The sequence below is a fragment of the Alteromonas portus genome (assembly GCF_005117025.1).
Taxonomy (GTDB): Bacteria; Pseudomonadota; Gammaproteobacteria; order Enterobacterales; family Alteromonadaceae; genus Alteromonas; species Alteromonas portus.
Genome location: NZ_SWCO01000008.1, coordinates 253,397 through 269,788, shown reverse-complemented (window position 1 = coordinate 269,788; position 16,392 = coordinate 253,397). Strand labels below are relative to the sequence as shown.

Genomic DNA, 16,392 nt, shown 5'->3' with positions numbered 1-16,392 from the left:
ATCAACAACTACAAGGACGTTTACATGAAAAAAATATCGTGTTTTTCATATTCCTTTTTGGCAAGCACAGCGCTAGCATTTTCTATATCAAGCACGGCTGTTAATGCATCAGTTTTACTTTCAGGTTGGGATGGCTCGACTGACAGTGGTTTTGGCTTTTTAGCGATGGAAAGCAATGATGATAGCTCATCTGGGCCTATTGTTTTCGACTCATACGAAGCTTTGGCGTTCAATAATGGTCTAAATTTTTTCGGAACGACCTACGATAGATTCTTCATTAACAATAATGGAAACGTAACCTTCAATAGTCCAGTAGGTACGTTTACACCAAACGCCTTTCCCAACAGCAACCAACCTATGATCGCGCCATTTTGGGGTGATGTAGATACACGTTGCTCAGAGTGTGGCGATGTATTTATCGGATCACCAAATGAAGACACGCTAGTAGTTACATGGAATGAAGTTGGCTATTACAGCCAAAATAGTAACCCTACTAATACGTTTCAATTAGTATTGATTGATAGAGAAGACACTGGTGCAGGTAATTTCGATGTTGAGTTTAGATATGAAGATATCGGTTGGACTTCAGGTGAAGCATCGTACGGTGTTCCTGCGCAAGCGGGTTATGACGCAGGCGATGGCGAAAACTTTTTCACGGTACCAGGCTCTCAAACCGCCGCTATTGCTGATATAGACGAAAGTAACAGCAATACGGGCACGCCTGGTATTTGGAAATTTGCTATTCGCGATGGCGTACTGCCGGGTAAGAACCCAGAAAATCCTATTTTGCCAATAGTTGATCCCGAAACGCCAACTGACTATGAGTTTGAGTTCTCTATCGATGAACCAGACGAACTTGTTTTTATCGACCCAGATGTAGCAGTTGGTTATGACTATATTGTGAATAGTGGCCCTAATATCGCTTCAGTCCTTTTACCTGAAGGTTATGACGACAACATGTTTGACCTATTTCTTTGGGATGATGTCCTTTTGGATTGGCTAGATACAGGTACAGATATTACTGGAGGTGTAGAGTATGATTTTACTTCACCTGTAGACCGCTTCAGAATAATGGGAATTGATGTTTCAAATATGCTTGACCCTACGCCAGATGCATTTGTAACTGGGTTAACATTCGATAGTTCGGGTGTAATTAATATGAACCAAAATGCGGTTACTGTATTCGTACCTGATCCAACACCGGTTCCTGCACCAAGCACGTTGCTCCTCATGTTAAGTGCATTATTTGGCACTCTTCTTTTGAGAAAGCGTAAATAGTATAAATAAGGGGAGCTAAAGCTCCCCATATTAGTTAAGAGGTAGACGTGAAATATTTACTGATAATTAGTGCGATATTCGCACCGTTTTCTTCATGGGCTGTTACAACAAGCGATTTTGGGAGTTGGAGTTTGCTGTGTAACGAATCTTCAGCATGTACCCTTAGTCAGCTTGTCGCCAAAGATAAAAAAGCCACTAAAGTGTTATTGGGCGTTAACGTTGACTATTCTCATTCGAAAGATTTCCCTGTTTTGATATTGAAACTGCCTAAAAATACACTTACAAAAAATGGAGTCGGAGTAAAAATCGATAACTTTGCGCCCTTACAACTTCCTTTTTCCGGGTGTGACGAAAATACTTGCCAAAGTATAATTAAAATAGATAGCGAGCTTTTAGAGCAAATGAATAATGGTAAAACCATGCTAGTAGCATTTCAGAAGTCTGAAAGCCAACAGGTTACCTTGCCGATATCATTAGCGGGCTTTGATGAAGCATACGTGCAGCTTAACTCAAAAACTAAACCCTAAAGATAACCTATCTTAGCTAGGCTGTATTTCAAAATACGCCAGCCTCTTTAAGCTGCGCTAAATATTCTGCGCAGCGCGCTTTCAGCATGTCTCTTAATAGCCTAACCGCTGGTGTAATCGACTGGCGGCTTGGGCAGATTAGCCATAATTGTGTTGGTTTTGGTTGGTATTCTGGTAATAACGTAATAAGGCGGCCATTTAAAATATCGTTGCAGGTATCTAAACTCGACTTTACGGCTACTCCTTTACCCGCAACGGCCCATCGCCTAACTATTTCACCGTCGTTTGCTGTTCTATTACCCTGCATCTTTATCTTCAAAGGTTTTCCATCATGTACGAATTCCCATTCGTTATAAACTTTGTCGTAAAGTTGATAAAACAGCCCGTTGTGGGCCTGTAAATCGTCAAAGTTTTTGGGATCACCATGAGTGCTGATATAAGAAGGAGAGGCAACGAGCAAGCGTGGTACGTCACATATTTTAAATCCGTAAATGCTTGCATCGTCTGGCGAGCCGTATCGCAAAGCTAAGTCGATAGGGTCACGGTAAAAATCGACATTACTGTCGTTCAAATTAAGTTTCACGCTTATTTTTTTATGTTCATCCATAAACTCATCGAGCCATGGAGTAATGACATTACGGCCTAAATCGGACGATAAGCCAAGCCGTAGTTCGCCCTCAATAACGCCTGTATCGCCTTTTAAGTTCTGCTTTGCATTAGCAAGCATTGACATGGCTTCTTGGCAGGTTGGCAAAAACCTTTCGCCCGCTGACGACAATCGTAAGGAGCGGGTGGTTCGCACAAACAGCTCGGTGCCAAGTGCTTGCTCTACGCGTTTTAACGCTGCACTTGCGGTAGCTGTACGCATATTTAAATGGGTCGCAGCAGCGGTTATATTTCTAAACTCGGCTACTTTTATTACAACGTTCAAGTCATCTAGCAACATGATTTTCAAAAACCATTTGATAATGTTTCTTGTATTGTGCTGTTTATACAAAAATTATCAAGGGTATGATGCAAACATGATTTAGAGGAGAAACGAATGATGAAAGCTATTGGCTATATCCACTCGCTTGATATTAATGAGCCTAATGCGTTGATGGACTTAGAAATTGATAAGCCAAGCGCGTCGGGTCGAGACTTGCTTATAAAAATAAGCGCTATTGCGGTTAACCCTGTTGATTATAAAATTCGTCAACGCATTAATCCTAATGGCGGTGAGCCCAAAATTCTGGGGTGGGATGCAGTGGGCGAGGTGGTTGAAATTGGGGCAGACGTTACCGAGTTTGCAGTAGGTGACAGAGTTTACTACGCTGGCGACCTCACTAAAGCAGGGTCCAACGCAGAATTTCAATTGGTAGATGAGCGTATTGTCGGTAAAGCACCTAAGTCTTTATCAGACAGTGATGCTGCTGCACTTCCGCTAACAACCATTACCGCTTACGAATTGTTGTTTGATCACCTTGAACTGAAACAACAAGATGAGAAAAGCGGTGAAGTTGTACTTGTTGTCGGTGCAGCAGGTGGCGTGGGTTCTATTATGCTGCAATTGCTTAAAGTACTAACGGGAGCAACTGTTATTGCCACTGCATCGCGCGAAAGCTCAAAAAAGTGGGTGCAAGAATTGGGAGCGGACTACGTGGTCGACCACAGTAAACCAATGGCAGAGCAAATAAGGGCGTTAGATATCGGTGAGGTTACTCACGTTGCTAGTTTAAATAATACCCACCAATATATTGATACCTATGTCGACGTAATGAAACCCAAGGGCAAGCTGGCGCTAATAGACGATCCGGAAAGCTTGGATGTGGCGAAGCTTAAGCAAAAGAGCCTGTCGCTCCATTGGGAATTCATGTTTACCCGTTCAATGTTTGAAACCGACGATATTGCAGAACAAAGTCGCCTACTTACCCACGTAGCAGCCCTCATCGACGAAGGTAAGATTAAGACTACGGTTGGTAAGCATTTAGGTAAAATTAATGCTGAAAATTTAATAGAAGCACATAGAACTCTGGAAGAAGGCCGTGCAATTGGCAAATTAGTATTAGAAGGGTTTTAGCATAATGCTCGCTATTGGAATCCACTTAAATCACTGAGAGTTCAAACTGAGAAGTGCTAGCTTTTATTAGCTGATTTCAAAATTGAAGCAAGTAAGGGCGAAGCGATCTAGCTTCAGCCCTTGCCCATGTTTCGCCTTAATTTTTTTGAAGTGCCTCTAGGATGTCATTTGGTTCCGAACGGCTTCTATAATCGACGTCAACATATCGCCAAATAACTTCTCCCCCTTTATTTAAGACAAATGTAGCGGGGATCGGGAGGATGTTACTATTTCCATTATTAATCGCTTCCAAGTCAAGTTGACGGTCGTTACGCATGTGCTCAAGTAGAAACTCTGGCACTTCCCAAGCAACACCATAGCTTGCCGCAACTTTAGCTCCTTGATCTGACAACACAGTAAAAGGTAACTGTTTAATCTGCTCCGCGCTTAAACTGCTGTCAGGACTCTCTGGGCTAATGGCGACAAGTTGTGCGCCTAACGCTTTAATTTCATCATTAATTTTTTGCAGTGCGTTTAGCTGTAAATTGCAATAGGGGCACCAGCTGCCTCGATAAAACGTGAGTACCACAGCGCCTTCATTTAGCGCTTCGGATAGCTTAAATGATCCTCCTGTTGCAGAGGGGAGCGTGAAATCTGGTGCTGCGCCACCTAAATCAAGCGCTTTTTCGCCTTGCTGGAATGTGCGAGCTTTTTCAATTTCTCTGTCTACACCTTCCATGAATGCAGGGTTGTTCTTGCGTCCTGCGTCTACTTTTGCTTGAGTCTGCGCTTTAAGAGATGACATAGAGTACCTGACCTTAATGTGTTTTTTAGTCACTGTGAAATAGTGCTAATGAATTAACTAACTGTTTGATAGTTGACAGGTAATACTCTTATTTGTTCCTTGTTTCTAGGCTTACTCAGCACCTTTGCGATAAATGTACAGGCAGGCTCGGCTGGTAACATTAGTACTGATACGTTTTTATAAAGTAGCGAGTTATTTGTAGTGAATGTAATAAGGCTGTCTTTATGACAGCCTCTACATACAATAGACTAGAGCTTAACTATTGTTCTGCCCGATAGTTCGCCTTTTAATATGGCATCTATTTTTTGGCTAACGTCATCTAGCGACACTTCTTCAGTTAAATCGTCAAGACATTCTAGTTTCCATTCGCCGGCTAATTTATCCCAAAGTCTCAACCTAGGCGGCATAGGGCATTGCACTGAGTCGATACCTAGCAAAGACACACCGCGTAAGATAAAAGGAAATACACTTACGTTGAGGTCGGCAGAAGCAGTTAACCCACAACATGTTACCGCACCACCATATTGGGTCGCTTTAATAGCCTGCGATAAGTATTCGCCGCCTACGGTATCAACAGCGCCCGCGTATTGTTCTTTTAACATAGGGCGGGCTTTACTTTCTAACAGCTCATCGCGGGTTATAACTTTACTTGCACCGAGTTTTTTGAAGAATGGGTCATGTTCTTTTTTACCGGTGCATGCCACTACAGAAAAGCCAGCTTTCGCCAGCAGTGCAACAGCCACAGAGCCCACGCCACCTGTGGCACCTGTTACCAAAATATCCCCTTTATCAGGCGTTACGCCATGTTCAACTAACCCTAGTACCGATAGCCCTGCCGTAAAGCCTGCTGTGCCAATAACCATAGACTCTCTTAACGTAAGGCCATCTGGCTTAGCTACCGCCCAGTCACTGGGAATTCGGATATACTCGCCGAAGCCGCCGGGGGTATTCATACCAAGGTCATAACCTGTAATGATAACCTCATCCCCTTCTTTGAAGCTGTTGTTATCACATGACACTACTGTGCCTGCTGCATCGATGCCTGGCGTATGAGGAAAGTGTCTGCTAACACCGGGGTTGCCCGTTGCCGACAATGCGTCTTTATAGTTGATTGATGAAAATTCTACCTTGACGAGCAGTGTGCCGTCTGGCAAGTCGTCGAGTGAACGCTCAGTGATACCACGGGTAAAAGTTTTATCTTCCTGTTTTTCTACAAGCAAAGCCTTAAACGTTGTCATACCTGTCTCCGTTGATCGAAAATATTCGCTACCTATTGTGAAGGTATATAAACTTTGCGCAAGTATGCACTTTTTAGTAGGGTAGTACCCAAAAAGATACTATTGAAGAGTAAACAAGCATTCAGCTTAGTTTTGCTTTTGGCCAAACGGATTAACACCGTAGGTGCGTAATTTACGTAATAAATATGAGTGAGAATATGTCGGTAAATTTAAAAAGCGTTAAGGAAGTAACTGGAAAAGTAACGCCTGACAATAAAAGTAGCGCCGCCTTAAATAGCCCAAACCAAAGTTGTAATGAAGCTACTAGAGAAAACGAGAGCGACCAAAGCCAATATATTTGTGGTGTAGCAGTGTCCCTGGAGATCATAGGCGGTAAGTGGAAAGGGGTTATTTTATGGCATCTTTGTCACAAAACACTGCGCTTCAGTCAGTTGCGCAGGCGTTTACAAGGCGTTACTCAAAAAATGCTTACTCAGCAACTGAGAGAATTAGAACGCGACGGGTTAGTTAACCGGAAAGTGTACGCTGAAGTTCCACCTCGAGTTGAATACTCTCTTACTGATTTGGGCCGCACACTAGAGCCCACCTTACGCCAATTATGTGATTGGGGAAGGGCCTATAACGATGACTATAGATAAGTGAATTAAAGTTACATTGGGCTATAGGATAGCGTTACTGTGGCTTTTTTAGCGTTAAAACAAAGAGACGATTTCATTTATAAAAACGAGTACTGAATAGAACAGCAACAGTACTCGCTTTACAAGAAACATACTAAGTAGTTACGGAGTGATTGAGAGAGTTTTGGCGTAACACCCAAGCCCCGAAACCGTACGTTTATTCGTACGCGAAAACTAAAGTGCTACACGTAAAATCGCAGAGCCCTGAGCTTAAATAGCTACAGAAAGCCTGTATTAAGCGAGTAGCGTTTCGATAGACAACACGCTTTCTTCACCATTACTTAATGTCTTAATCGTTGCATCCATCCTACCGAAATCTACGCGTAGTGAAGCCGCATCGTTATCCTTTGTCCACGTAAGAATCAATAAGTCATTTTTGTAACTAACGTCAAATTCTCCGTTGAATGCATCGCTTTCGTTTCTAAGTTTTATTAGCTGCATCAAGCCTTTAACCACTGGCTTTTCAACGGCTTCTTTTACCATGGCAGTAGACAAGTATGGGCGGTTAATGTCGCGGCCAACATTGGTTTTAGCAAGAAGCGCCATATCATTTTCTGCAGCAAGTAACCCACCGTAATATACCTGAGGCACCCCCGGGCTGAAAAATTGAATGGCACGGGCGACCAAATAGGCAAAGTCATCTTTACCTAGTGCATCATAGTACGTGCAATTAACCTGATATAAGTCTACGTTATTTGCTGCAGCGCCTGTGGCTTTCTTCGATTCACCGTTAGAGTTTACGTGTATTTGTTCAACGAGTGCGTTAATCGCGTTTGCATCAAGTAGACCTGGCTTGTCACCACTTGCGCCCACATCAACAATACCTATACCATCGTGGGTATCAAGTACGGTAAAGCAATTACGTGGCGAAATAGAAAGCCAGTGTGCTAGTGCCTCTGCGTTTTTGGTGAACAAGGTGTGCAGTACAAGTGGTGGTAAAGCAAAGTCGTAAACACTATCGCAACGCGCTGCAATATCAATTTGAGTTTGATAGTGGCTGTGTATTTCTACCAAACACTGCATGCCCATACCACGTGCGCGGTTCGATAATTCTTCAATAAATTCGAAGGTTTCTTCAAGCATAAAGCAGTTCGAACCTGCGCGTTTAATTGCGTAGCCTGCCGCATCTAAGCGAATAAGATCAACATTACTTTCCGTAAACGACGTAAGAATGGAAGAAAGGTATTCTTGGCCTAACTGTGACTCAACATCAATATCAATTTGATTGGACGTAAAGGTAGTCCAAAACGGCACGGTTTCAGTGGTGTCAGTCTCAGTACCTACTTCGTAATTACTGAAAAATGGCGTTGGGCGAGGGCGGAATACGCGCGCGATTTGTTCGTCGATTTGGGTTTGATCACTACCCTTAAAAATATCTTCTTTGGTCAAAAAGAGTGGCCAGTAAGCAGAGTCGCGCCCGTTCTTTAGTACGTCTTTAAATGCTTCGCTTTGCCCTGACATATGGTTAACAATAAGGTCGGCCATAATATCTACCGATTCGCCGAGCTTTTTGATGTTGTTCCAATCGCCTAAACGTTCATCGACCGATGTATGATCTATAGGGTCGAAGCCTGCATCTTCACCATCGTATGGATAGTAAAAAGGTAAGACGTGAACACCAGTGAACAGCCCATTCAACGGGCCTTCAAGTAAGCTTGCCAGACTCTCGATGTTGCCATCGCCCAGTCGATCTGCATAGGTGATTAATTGAACGCCATTGCGTATAGACATGATAATTCTCCAAAATTCAGCATGCGTTGGCTCGTACTGCGTTTTTGTTTCGCGAGCACACATTACTTCGAACTAAGCATTACCAGTCTGTCAGGCACAAACTTGAACATGTAATGGGTTTAGCTTAATTCTTAATCTTCCTCTGTTGACTGACCAAACCTGGTTGAGGCACACAGAGAAAAGTAGCTTAATCGATTAAGTTAAAATAGCAGTAGAAAAGATATTTGTAAATGAGAAGTTTAAAAAATGGAACGCTTAAAATTGCTATGCGGCGTTTCTTGTCACGCATATGTTAGGGTAGGGTAGCGAGTTTAAGGGCTGCTTAATAGTAGGTAATAGCGAACACGATAACCTCAAGCACCAATACTGACCGTCACTCTTGTGCACCGGTATTTGGTGACTCGCTATTATTTAACTCGTCGAACTCTCGCTTCGCTTCTTTCCACTTTGCAAGTTTGTCGTAATATACGTCCCATATGCATGGGCAACATGAACCTCCGCCACAACAATCGTCCCTTAATGGTTTCTCTGGTTCCTCGGGTAGTGACTTCATAGCACTTATCCTCGATTTCATTCCTTAAAAATATCCTAATCTCAAATAGTATCTTTAAGGTTTAACAACATTCTTTCGCCCGAACGCAATCTTTTAAGCAAAAGTGATAATACTATGTCTATATATGTTACTCCTTATGATATGCCTTTGCAGCTTGAAAGGTTACAAAGACGTTTGACCTATTTTCGTTAACAAGCAAAAGCTGACATTAACGCTATATTTTTTAAGATGTTACAGCTTCATGCCACCAGATGCCTCAATCCTTTGACCGTTAACCCAATAACAATCGTCACTTAATAGCGCAGCCATAACGCCACCTATATCCTCGGGTTTGCCAACGCGCCCCAAAGCCGTTTGAGAGGCTATAGCGTTATTGACTTCGCAATTATCACGAATATAGCCGCCGCCAAAATCCGTTTCAACGGCACCCGGTGCAAGAGTATTCACTCTAATATTGCGATTTCCTAACTCTGCTGCCAAATAGCGAGTCATTACTTCAACAGCACCTTTAGCCATTCCATATGCACTATTTCCTGGAAAGCAAAATCTTGCCAAGCCAGAGGAGATATTCAGTATTGCGCCGCCATCCTCAATAATAGGTAACAGTGTTTGGGTTAAAAAATAAGGGCCTTTCACATGCATATCAAATAGCGTGTCGAACTGTTTAATGCTGGTTGCTGTAAAAGAAGCATTTAGGCCAATGCCGGCGTTGTTTACTAGGTAGGTAATAGCCTGCTTTCCAAATTGGCTATTTAGTACTTCTTTAAGGGTTACCAGAAATTCGGGAAAAGAATAATGCGATACAGCAGTGTTAAGGGGCAGGGCACAGGCCTTTCTTCCATAGCTTTGAATTTCTTTAACTACCTCAACTGCCGCTGCTTTATTAGTGTTATACGTGATAACGACGTCTACTCCTTTTTCCGCCAGCGCTAGTGCGCCAGCGCGCCCAAGACCTCGACTTCCACCGGTTATTAATGCAATCGCCATTGTTATCTCTCTTTTTAGGTTAATTCGTAGACGATTATATTGACTAAAATTGGTATGAAAAACCTGCCTAAAGCGATAACATTGTTCATATTTAATGAACAATAGGTGAGTGATGGACAGGTTCGATATGCTTACCCGGTTTGTAGAAACTGCAAGGTTGGGAAGCTTCAGTGCGGCGGCTGCACTTCTCGGCTTGCCTAAATCGAGCATTTCCCAAGCGGTAACAAAGCTCGAAAAGCAGTTGGGCACACGCCTTTTTAACCGAAGCACGCGAAGTGTTTCTCTCACCTCTGATGGAGAAATATTTCTGCCGCAAAGTATAGCCTTACTGAGTGAGTGGGATGCTTTACAATCACAATTTATATCGTCACCAGACAATGTGAGTGGCGAGCTTCGTATCGACATGCCCAGTCGATTTGCAACCAACATTCTGCTTCCAGTGTTAGGAGAGTTTATCTCTGCTTACCCGAACATTACGTTGCGAGTAAGCAGCGTCGACCGCAAAGTTGACCTTGTTAAAGAAGGGTTTGATTGTGTCATAAGGGTTGGTGCATTAACGGATAGCAATTTGATTGCCCGTCGCCTTTTAACTTATCCAATTTATAACTGTGTAAGTCCTGGTTATGCAACGAAGTGGGGCATACCGCAGTCGCTGGCAGATTTAGCTGATCATAAGCTTATTGATTATTCTCACTCGCTAAGCCATAAAGCACCGGAGTTTGAATATATGAAAGATGGAAAGCGCCATGCCCTCGAAATGCAAAGCTTACTAAGTGTTAACAGCACTCAAGCCTATTTCGCTGCTTGTGCAAGTGGATTAGGTATCGCACAAATTCCAAGCGTGGGAGTTGAGTCTGACCTGAAAGAAGGAAAGTTAATTCGAGTGCTTCCTGAATTCGAGGCCCAGGCGATGCCAGTTAACCTCCTTTACCCCTCTAGAAGACAAATGCCCCTTCGGTTAAAAGTATTTTCTGAATGGTTAGTTGATAAACTACGCGAAAATAAAAAGCCCTGTTGAGATACAGGGCTTTAGATGGTGTCGCATGCCAATTAGTTAAATACTCGCTCGTAGAGTACTAATCCGCTGAAAGTGCTTCCGATGGCTTATTACCATTAAGTGATTCTGGTGATGTCACAACTGGCTTAGGTTTTACTGCACCAGCTTTGGCTAGTATATCGCTGTTGCCTGTCACCAAATCTTCTAAAGTCCCTTTTTCTGCATCGACCAAACCTACTTCACGCAACATAGAATCTACCAGTGGCGCGTTAGCTCTGTAGCTTAGCGCTGCCTGTGTTACTTGCTCTGCCAAACCACTGCCAGCAGTGGCAATGGTGTGATCACCTTTTGCGCCGCTACCTTGGCCGTATCCTTGAAGAATTTTAATTCCATCAATGTTCTCAAGGGGCTTAACGGCATGTGCAACCAGATCAGGCAATACTTTAAGCATAGCCAGGGCTTTTTGCAGTTCAATTTGCTCGGTCTTAAGGGTGTTTTCAGCCTCGTAAAGGGCTTGTTTACCTTGTGCTTCTACGGCAAGCACTTTCTCATCTGCTTCAGCTTGAAGCATTTTGGCATCGGCTGCGGCTTTAGCTTCCGTAAGAATAGCGGCGGCAGAGTTTTCAGCCGCTTCTTTCTTAGCCTGTGCTTCAACGGTTATGCCCACTGCTTCACGTTCTGCTTCTTTACGTGCATCAATAACTTCAATTTGTTTCTTACGCTCTGCTTCAGCAACCATTTTTGCTGTAGTTACCGCTTCCACTTTTTCTACTTTAGCTTTTTCCGCTTCAGCAGCTTTGGCGCGCGCAGCAGACTCTTCTTCAGACTTTGTTGCTACGGCAATTTGCTTAATTTGCTCCGATACCTCAACTTCTTGCTGCTGGCGAATACGCGCTTGTTCAAGCGCCTGACGCTTGGCAATTTCTTGAGTTTCAATTTCGCGAGACTTTTCAATTTCAGCCGCTTCAATAGCACGGTTTTTAGCAATTTCTGCTTCACGCTCTTCTCGTTCTTTCATTTCACGCTGCTTGGCAATCTCTGCTTTTTGTTCTTGGCGTTTAAAAGCAAGAACTTGCTCTTGGGCTAATCGTGCTTCTTCTTCATCTCTTTTCACTTCAAGCGACTGTTTTTCGGCGGCTAAATTGCGCTGTTCAATGAAGATACGGTTTTCTTGTTGAATATCATTAGTTTCTTTGCGTTTTTCTTCAATAATTTTGGTAAGGCGAGCGCGGCCCTCGGCATCAAACGCATTATTCTCATTGAAAAACTGTAAGTCGGTTTGATCAAACCCAGTTAAGCTCACCGACTCTAACTCTAAGCCGTTCTTTTCAAGGTCGTTAGCCACACTTTGCTGAACCTTTTGTACAAAGTCAGCGCGCTGTTCGTGCATTTCAGTCATGCTCATTTCAGCAGCTACGGCGCGCAGTACATCAACAAACTTTGACTCCATTAACTTCTTAACTTCTTCAGCGCGGGTGGTGCGCGTGCCTAGTGTCTGTGCTGCCATTGAGATGCCGTTAGCATTTGGCGCTACACGTAAATAGAAGTCGGCTTTAACATCTACACGCATACGGTCTTTGGTGATAAGCGCGTCTTTTTGAATTTTTTCCACTTCTATACGAAGCGTGTTCATGTTCACTGGAATTATTTCGTGAACGACGGGAAGTACAATAGCACCACCGTCTTTTATCACTTTTTCACCGCCTAGACCGGTTCTTACGAACGCAGTTTCTTTGGTCGCACGGGTATAAAGTTTGGCAAATATAAGGCCTATAACAATGAGCCCTACAACGATAGCACCGGCAATAAAGAGTATTGACGGCAAGTTAGATGGTTGAATTGTATCCATACTTTTATCTCTTTTAGGTTATAGATAGCGGGTAGCTAACCAGCTGTGTTGTTTTTTCTGAACTAAAATGACGCGCTCTCCCTGTGCGAACAATTCTTCTTCTTCGAACGGCTCTACTAACACAAAATGAGGCTGAGAATAATGGTCGGTAAATTTCGCTTCAGCAGGGTTGCCTCGGCTCGCTTTACCTATGGTAATTTCTGCTACTGAGCCAATAAAATCTTCGCTATTTACCGCGCTTGACTCAACGCTTGGCAATACGCTGGCAATAATTTTTACGGTTTTAGCTGTAACTATTAACCCAATAAAAAGGGCTAAAGCAACAGACATAAGCGCGGGTAAAGTAACGCCAAATACACTTGCTGTAAGTCCATTTAAAATCAGCCCAATAAGTCCGAATAAGGTCAGTAATGTAACGAGAAATATAAGGAAAGGGACTTTATTAATATTTAGCCAATTTGCTAGAGATGTACTTAAAAAACCTTCGCCATCTAATTCCGCAAAGTCGTCGCCAAGTCCTAACAGGCTTGCGCCAAAGATGGTACTAATAAGCTCTAGAATAAAAACAAAGAATACGGCTATAAGCGCAATGCTAAACCAAAAATTTGCAGGGGAAAGAAGAACATCTGTCATTTACACCGTCCATGATGACTAACTTGCTTTTATTCTTTATACCACAGAACAAAAATTAAGCCAGCGCGTAACACATGTACTTTGGGCTAGTTTGTAACAAATAATGATGTATCGCGCTTTAACGCTAACTGAAGTTATGCTTTTGCAGCATCACTTCATTTTCAGTAACCTTCAACACACTGCCTTGGTCATACCAATCTCCTAGAACAATACGCGAGGCAGGTTTACCATTAGCTTCAAGGCTGTGGATGTTTGGTCTGTGAGTATGACCATGGATCATGCGCTGCACGCCCCATTTCTCCATCACTTTCACCACTTCTTCAGGGGTAACATCCATGATGTCTGGTTTGAGGTTTTGTTGTTTGGCTTTGCTTTCCGCGCGGCCATTATCGGCAACACGCTGTCTATACCATAAAGGTAGGGCAAGCATTAAGCGAGGCCACCACCAACCACGAGATTTCTTACGAAATTTTTGATAAGCGACGTCGCGTGTACATAGCTCGTCACCGTGAGTAAGCAGGGTAGGTGTGCCATATAGGTCCACGACCTCTTGTTCGTTTAACAATGTCATACCGGCTTTCGATAGCCACTTTTCACGAATGGCGAAATCGCGATTACCGTGAATAAAGTAAATAGGGCAGTGCTGACTCACTTCTTTAAAGGCTGATGCTATGGCAGTGTTAAATGGGGTAACGTTATCGTCGCCAATCCAAACTTCAAATAAGTCACCAAGTACGTAAAGTGCGTCAGCATTAATTGCGTCTTCTTTTAAAAATCGCAATAAGCACTCTGTAATATCTGGGCGGTCGGCACTTAGGTGTAAATCGGCAATGAAGTAGGTGAACGACATAAATCTTCTTAAGTGTGGTTTAAAAAGCCGCGTTAATAACGCGGCCTTTACTTAACTAAAGGCTTTAGGCTCGCTTTGAACAAGGTGTCGAGCGCGCCATTACTTAGTTAGATTATTTAACAGTTATCTAGGCAGTTAATTACGCGACAATTGCTTTTTCGATGATCACTGGCTCAACAGGTACATCTTGGTGATAGCCGTGGTTACCGGTTTTAACCGCTTTGATCTTCTCTACAACGTCCATGCCTTCAACCACTTTACCGAAAGCACAGTAACCCCAACCGTTTACAGACTTACTAGTGTGGTTAAGGAAGTCGTTGTTGTTCACGTTAATGAAAAACTGTGCGGTAGCAGAATGCGGGTCTTGAGTACGAGCCATCGCGATGGTACCTACTTCATTTGCAACACCGTTATCGGCTTCGTTTTCGATAGGATCTTTAGTATCTTTTTGGTCCATATCTGGCGTAAAACCACCACCTTGGATCATAAAGTTGTTGATTACACGGTGAAAGATAGTGTTGTCAAAAAAGCCGTCTTCTACGTAAGAAAGGAAGTTAGCTACTGTTTTAGGTGCTTTATCTTCAAAAAGCTCTAGAGTGATGTCACCGAAATTTGTTTTTAACGTAACCATTGTGGTGTGTCCTGTGTTTTAGCATACATATAAAGTGGGGGGCATTTTAGCGCAAAACGAGTCGTCAGCGCAAAACGGGTAGTCAGCGCAAAGAGACGGTTACCGCAAATCACGGCAATATCGCTGCAAAAGGCTTGTACCATTTAAATCGTGACAGTGCTAAACTTTCCGCCCCAAAATTATGACAAATAGGAAATATAGACATGCTACATCTTTACAATACCCGAACCCGTGAAAAAGCGAAGTTTGTTCCGCTTCAAGAAGGGAAAGTGGGTTTGTATGTGTGTGGTATTACCGTTTATGACCTAAGTCATATGGGTCACGCCCGCACCTACTTAAGTTTCGATGTTTTAGTACGCTACTTACGCCATCTAGGTTTAGATGTGAAGTATGTTCGTAACATCACGGATATCGACGATAAAATTATTGCTCGCGCCAATGAAAATGGAGAAAGCTTTGAAGCGCTAACAGCGCGTACTATCGCTATGATGCACGAAGACTTTGCGGCCATTAATTTGCTTGAGCCAGACGTGGAGCCGACAGTAAGTGGCCACATGGATGAGATTATTGAAATTATCCAACGTCTTATGGACAAAGGTTACGCCTATCAAGCTGAAAGCGGCGATGTACTATTCGACGTTAGCAAGTACGAAGATTACGGCAAGTTAAGTAAACAAGACCTGGATCAACTTAAAGCCGGTGCCCGTGTTGAAGTGGCGGCAGGTAAAGACGACCCGCTAGATTTCGTACTGTGGAAAACTACCAAGCCGGGAGAGCCAGCGTGGCAGTCGCCGTGGGGCGAAGGGCGTCCGGGCTGGCACATTGAGTGTTCTGCAATGAACCATAAGCACCTTGGTGCGCACTTTGATATTCACGGTGGTGGTTCAGATTTAACCTTCCCGCACCACGAGAACGAAGTAGCTCAGTCGTGCTGTGCGTATGACACACCTTACGTAAACGTGTGGATGCACGCAGGTATGGTTCAGGTTAATGACGAAAAAATGTCTAAATCGTTGGGTAACTTCTTTACCTTGCGCGATGTGCTTAAAGAGCATGATTCAGAAACCTTGCGTTTCTTCTTGATGTCGGCGCATTATCGTAGTCAGTTAAGCTACTCGCAAGATAACATCACACAAGCGAAAGCAGCGCTAGAGCGTCTATATACTGCAATGCGTGGTGTAACAATAGATGAGAGCACAGACCTTGGCTACGGTGGCTACTTAGCGCGTTTTGAAGCGGCTATGAATGATGATCTTAACGTACCTGAAGCCTTTTCGGTGTTGTTCGACGTGGCACGTGAGCTTAACCGCCAAAAAGATAACGCTGAAGAAGCAGGCAAACTGGCAGCGGTTCTTAAAGGGCTAGGTGCTATTTTAGGTATGCTTCAGAGCGACCCTGATACTTTCCTTAAAGGTGGCGAGGGCAACGATGACGAAGCCGCTGAAATTGAAGCTTTAATTAAACAGCGCAACGACGCTCGTGCAGCTAAAGACTGGGCGGCCGCAGATGCGGCACGCGATGCGTTAAACGCTAAGGGCGTAGTGCTGGAAGATGGCCCAAGCGGTACGACGTGGCGTAAAGCGTAAGCCTGGTTTATT

The 16,392-nt window shown here is 43.5% G+C and carries 16 protein-coding genes; 6 read left to right on the top strand and 10 right to left on the bottom strand.

Annotation, left to right across the window (positions count from 1 at the left end; translation table 11 throughout):
• The first annotated feature begins 24 nt into the window (after positions 1-24).
• Entirely contained in the window at positions 25-1,278 is a 1,254-nt protein-coding gene (locus tag E5672_RS14860; protein ID WP_136782911.1) for a nidogen-like domain-containing protein, read from the top strand.
• A gap of 47 nt (positions 1,279-1,325) precedes the next feature.
• Positions 1,326-1,805, top strand: a complete 480-nt coding sequence (locus E5672_RS14855; protein WP_136782910.1) for an invasion associated locus B family protein — start codon at positions 1,326-1,328, stop codon at positions 1,803-1,805.
• A gap of 28 nt (positions 1,806-1,833) precedes the next feature.
• On the opposite strand, the gene E5672_RS14850 is transcribed toward E5672_RS14855, so the two are convergent.
• Positions 1,834-2,751: a LysR family transcriptional regulator gene (locus tag E5672_RS14850; RefSeq protein WP_205676499.1), complete on the bottom strand. Its 918-nt coding sequence runs from the start codon at positions 2,749-2,751 to the stop codon at positions 1,834-1,836.
• Between the two features lie 99 nt (positions 2,752-2,850).
• Here E5672_RS14850 and E5672_RS14845 point away from each other — a divergent pair, with 99 nt between their 5' ends.
• Complete coding sequence (locus E5672_RS14845) at positions 2,851-3,864, top strand: zinc-binding alcohol dehydrogenase family protein (RefSeq protein WP_136783031.1); 1,014 nt, start codon at positions 2,851-2,853, stop codon at positions 3,862-3,864.
• Between the two features lie 136 nt (positions 3,865-4,000).
• Here the strand turns inward: E5672_RS14845 and E5672_RS14840 are convergent, their stop codons facing one another.
• Positions 4,001-4,648, bottom strand: coding sequence for a peroxiredoxin-like family protein (locus E5672_RS14840; RefSeq protein ID WP_136782908.1), 648 nt, complete (start codon positions 4,646-4,648; stop codon positions 4,001-4,003).
• Positions 4,649-4,896: 248 nt separating this feature from the next.
• Positions 4,897-5,886 carry a YhdH/YhfP family quinone oxidoreductase gene (locus tag E5672_RS14835; RefSeq protein WP_136782907.1) on the bottom strand — a complete coding sequence of 330 codons (990 nt, stop codon included), beginning with the start codon at positions 5,884-5,886 and terminating at the stop codon, positions 4,897-4,899.
• 335 nt (positions 5,887-6,221) lie between these two features.
• On the opposite strand from E5672_RS14835, the gene E5672_RS14830 reads away from it, so the two are divergent.
• Positions 6,222-6,524: a winged helix-turn-helix transcriptional regulator gene (locus E5672_RS14830; RefSeq protein ID WP_136783030.1), complete on the top strand. Its 303-nt coding sequence runs from the start codon at positions 6,222-6,224 to the stop codon at positions 6,522-6,524.
• A gap of 273 nt (positions 6,525-6,797) precedes the next feature.
• Here the strand turns inward: E5672_RS14830 and gtfA are convergent, their stop codons facing one another.
• The 3 genes from gtfA to E5672_RS14815 form a co-directional block, all read right to left on the bottom strand.
• Positions 6,798-8,294 (bottom strand): sucrose phosphorylase, encoded by a 1,497-nt coding sequence (gtfA, locus tag E5672_RS14825; RefSeq protein ID WP_136782906.1) that lies wholly within the window; start codon positions 8,292-8,294, stop codon positions 6,798-6,800.
• A gap of 373 nt (positions 8,295-8,667) precedes the next feature.
• Positions 8,668-8,847: an oxidoreductase-like domain-containing protein gene (locus tag E5672_RS14820; RefSeq protein ID WP_136782905.1), complete on the bottom strand. Its 180-nt coding sequence runs from the start codon at positions 8,845-8,847 to the stop codon at positions 8,668-8,670.
• A gap of 231 nt (positions 8,848-9,078) precedes the next feature.
• Positions 9,079-9,834 (bottom strand): SDR family NAD(P)-dependent oxidoreductase, encoded by a 756-nt coding sequence (locus E5672_RS14815; RefSeq protein WP_136782904.1) that lies wholly within the window; start codon positions 9,832-9,834, stop codon positions 9,079-9,081.
• A gap of 112 nt (positions 9,835-9,946) precedes the next feature.
• Between E5672_RS14815 and E5672_RS14810 the strand changes: the two genes are divergently transcribed.
• On the top strand, positions 9,947-10,852 hold the full coding sequence (locus tag E5672_RS14810; protein ID WP_136782903.1) for a LysR family transcriptional regulator: 906 nt from the start codon (positions 9,947-9,949) through the stop codon (positions 10,850-10,852).
• 58 nt (positions 10,853-10,910) lie between these two features.
• On the opposite strand, the gene E5672_RS14805 is transcribed toward E5672_RS14810, so the two are convergent.
• The 4 genes from E5672_RS14805 to E5672_RS14790 form a co-directional block, all read right to left on the bottom strand.
• Positions 10,911-12,680, bottom strand: a complete 1,770-nt coding sequence (locus E5672_RS14805) for a flotillin family protein (RefSeq protein WP_136782902.1) — start codon at positions 12,678-12,680, stop codon at positions 10,911-10,913.
• Between the two features lie 18 nt (positions 12,681-12,698).
• Positions 12,699-13,313 carry an OB-fold-containig protein gene (locus tag E5672_RS14800; RefSeq protein WP_136782901.1) on the bottom strand — a complete coding sequence of 205 codons (615 nt, stop codon included), beginning with the start codon at positions 13,311-13,313 and terminating at the stop codon, positions 12,699-12,701.
• Between the two features lie 124 nt (positions 13,314-13,437).
• Entirely contained in the window at positions 13,438-14,163 is a 726-nt protein-coding gene (gene lpxH / locus E5672_RS14795) for a UDP-2,3-diacylglucosamine diphosphatase (RefSeq protein WP_136782900.1), read from the bottom strand.
• A 139-nt stretch (positions 14,164-14,302) separates the two neighbouring features.
• Entirely contained in the window at positions 14,303-14,794 is a 492-nt protein-coding gene (locus tag E5672_RS14790; protein ID WP_136782899.1) for a peptidylprolyl isomerase, read from the bottom strand.
• 203 nt (positions 14,795-14,997) lie between these two features.
• On the opposite strand from E5672_RS14790, the gene cysS reads away from it, so the two are divergent.
• Complete coding sequence (gene cysS, locus E5672_RS14785; protein WP_136782898.1) at positions 14,998-16,380, top strand: cysteine--tRNA ligase; 1,383 nt, start codon at positions 14,998-15,000, stop codon at positions 16,378-16,380.
• Positions 16,381-16,392: the final 12 nt, after the last annotated feature.

Coding starts and splice junctions, on each gene's coding strand:
- E5672_RS14860 (WP_136782911.1), top strand. CDS start 25: ATGAAAAAAATATCGTGTTTTTCATATTCCTTTTTGGCAAGCACAGCG.
- E5672_RS14850 (WP_205676499.1), bottom strand. CDS start 2,751: ATGTTGCTAGATGACTTGAACGTTGTAATAAAAGTAGCCGAGTTTAGA.
- E5672_RS14845 (WP_136783031.1), top strand. CDS start 2,851: ATGAAAGCTATTGGCTATATCCACTCGCTTGATATTAATGAGCCTAAT.
- E5672_RS14840 (WP_136782908.1), bottom strand. CDS start 4,648: ATGTCATCTCTTAAAGCGCAGACTCAAGCAAAAGTAGACGCAGGACGC.
- E5672_RS14835 (WP_136782907.1), bottom strand. CDS start 5,886: ATGACAACGTTTAAGGCTTTGCTTGTAGAAAAACAGGAAGATAAAACT.
- gtfA (WP_136782906.1), bottom strand. CDS start 8,294: ATGTCTATACGCAATGGCGTTCAATTAATCACCTATGCAGATCGACTG.
- E5672_RS14820 (WP_136782905.1), bottom strand. CDS start 8,847: ATGAAGTCACTACCCGAGGAACCAGAGAAACCATTAAGGGACGATTGT.
- E5672_RS14815 (WP_136782904.1), bottom strand. CDS start 9,834: ATGGCGATTGCATTAATAACCGGTGGAAGTCGAGGTCTTGGGCGCGCT.
- E5672_RS14810 (WP_136782903.1), top strand. CDS start 9,947: ATGGACAGGTTCGATATGCTTACCCGGTTTGTAGAAACTGCAAGGTTG.
- E5672_RS14805 (WP_136782902.1), bottom strand. CDS start 12,680: ATGGATACAATTCAACCATCTAACTTGCCGTCAATACTCTTTATTGCC.
- E5672_RS14800 (WP_136782901.1), bottom strand. CDS start 13,313: ATGACAGATGTTCTTCTTTCCCCTGCAAATTTTTGGTTTAGCATTGCG.
- lpxH (WP_136782900.1), bottom strand. CDS start 14,163: ATGTCGTTCACCTACTTCATTGCCGATTTACACCTAAGTGCCGACCGC.
- E5672_RS14790 (WP_136782899.1), bottom strand. CDS start 14,794: ATGGTTACGTTAAAAACAAATTTCGGTGACATCACTCTAGAGCTTTTT.
- cysS (WP_136782898.1), top strand. CDS start 14,998: ATGCTACATCTTTACAATACCCGAACCCGTGAAAAAGCGAAGTTTGTT.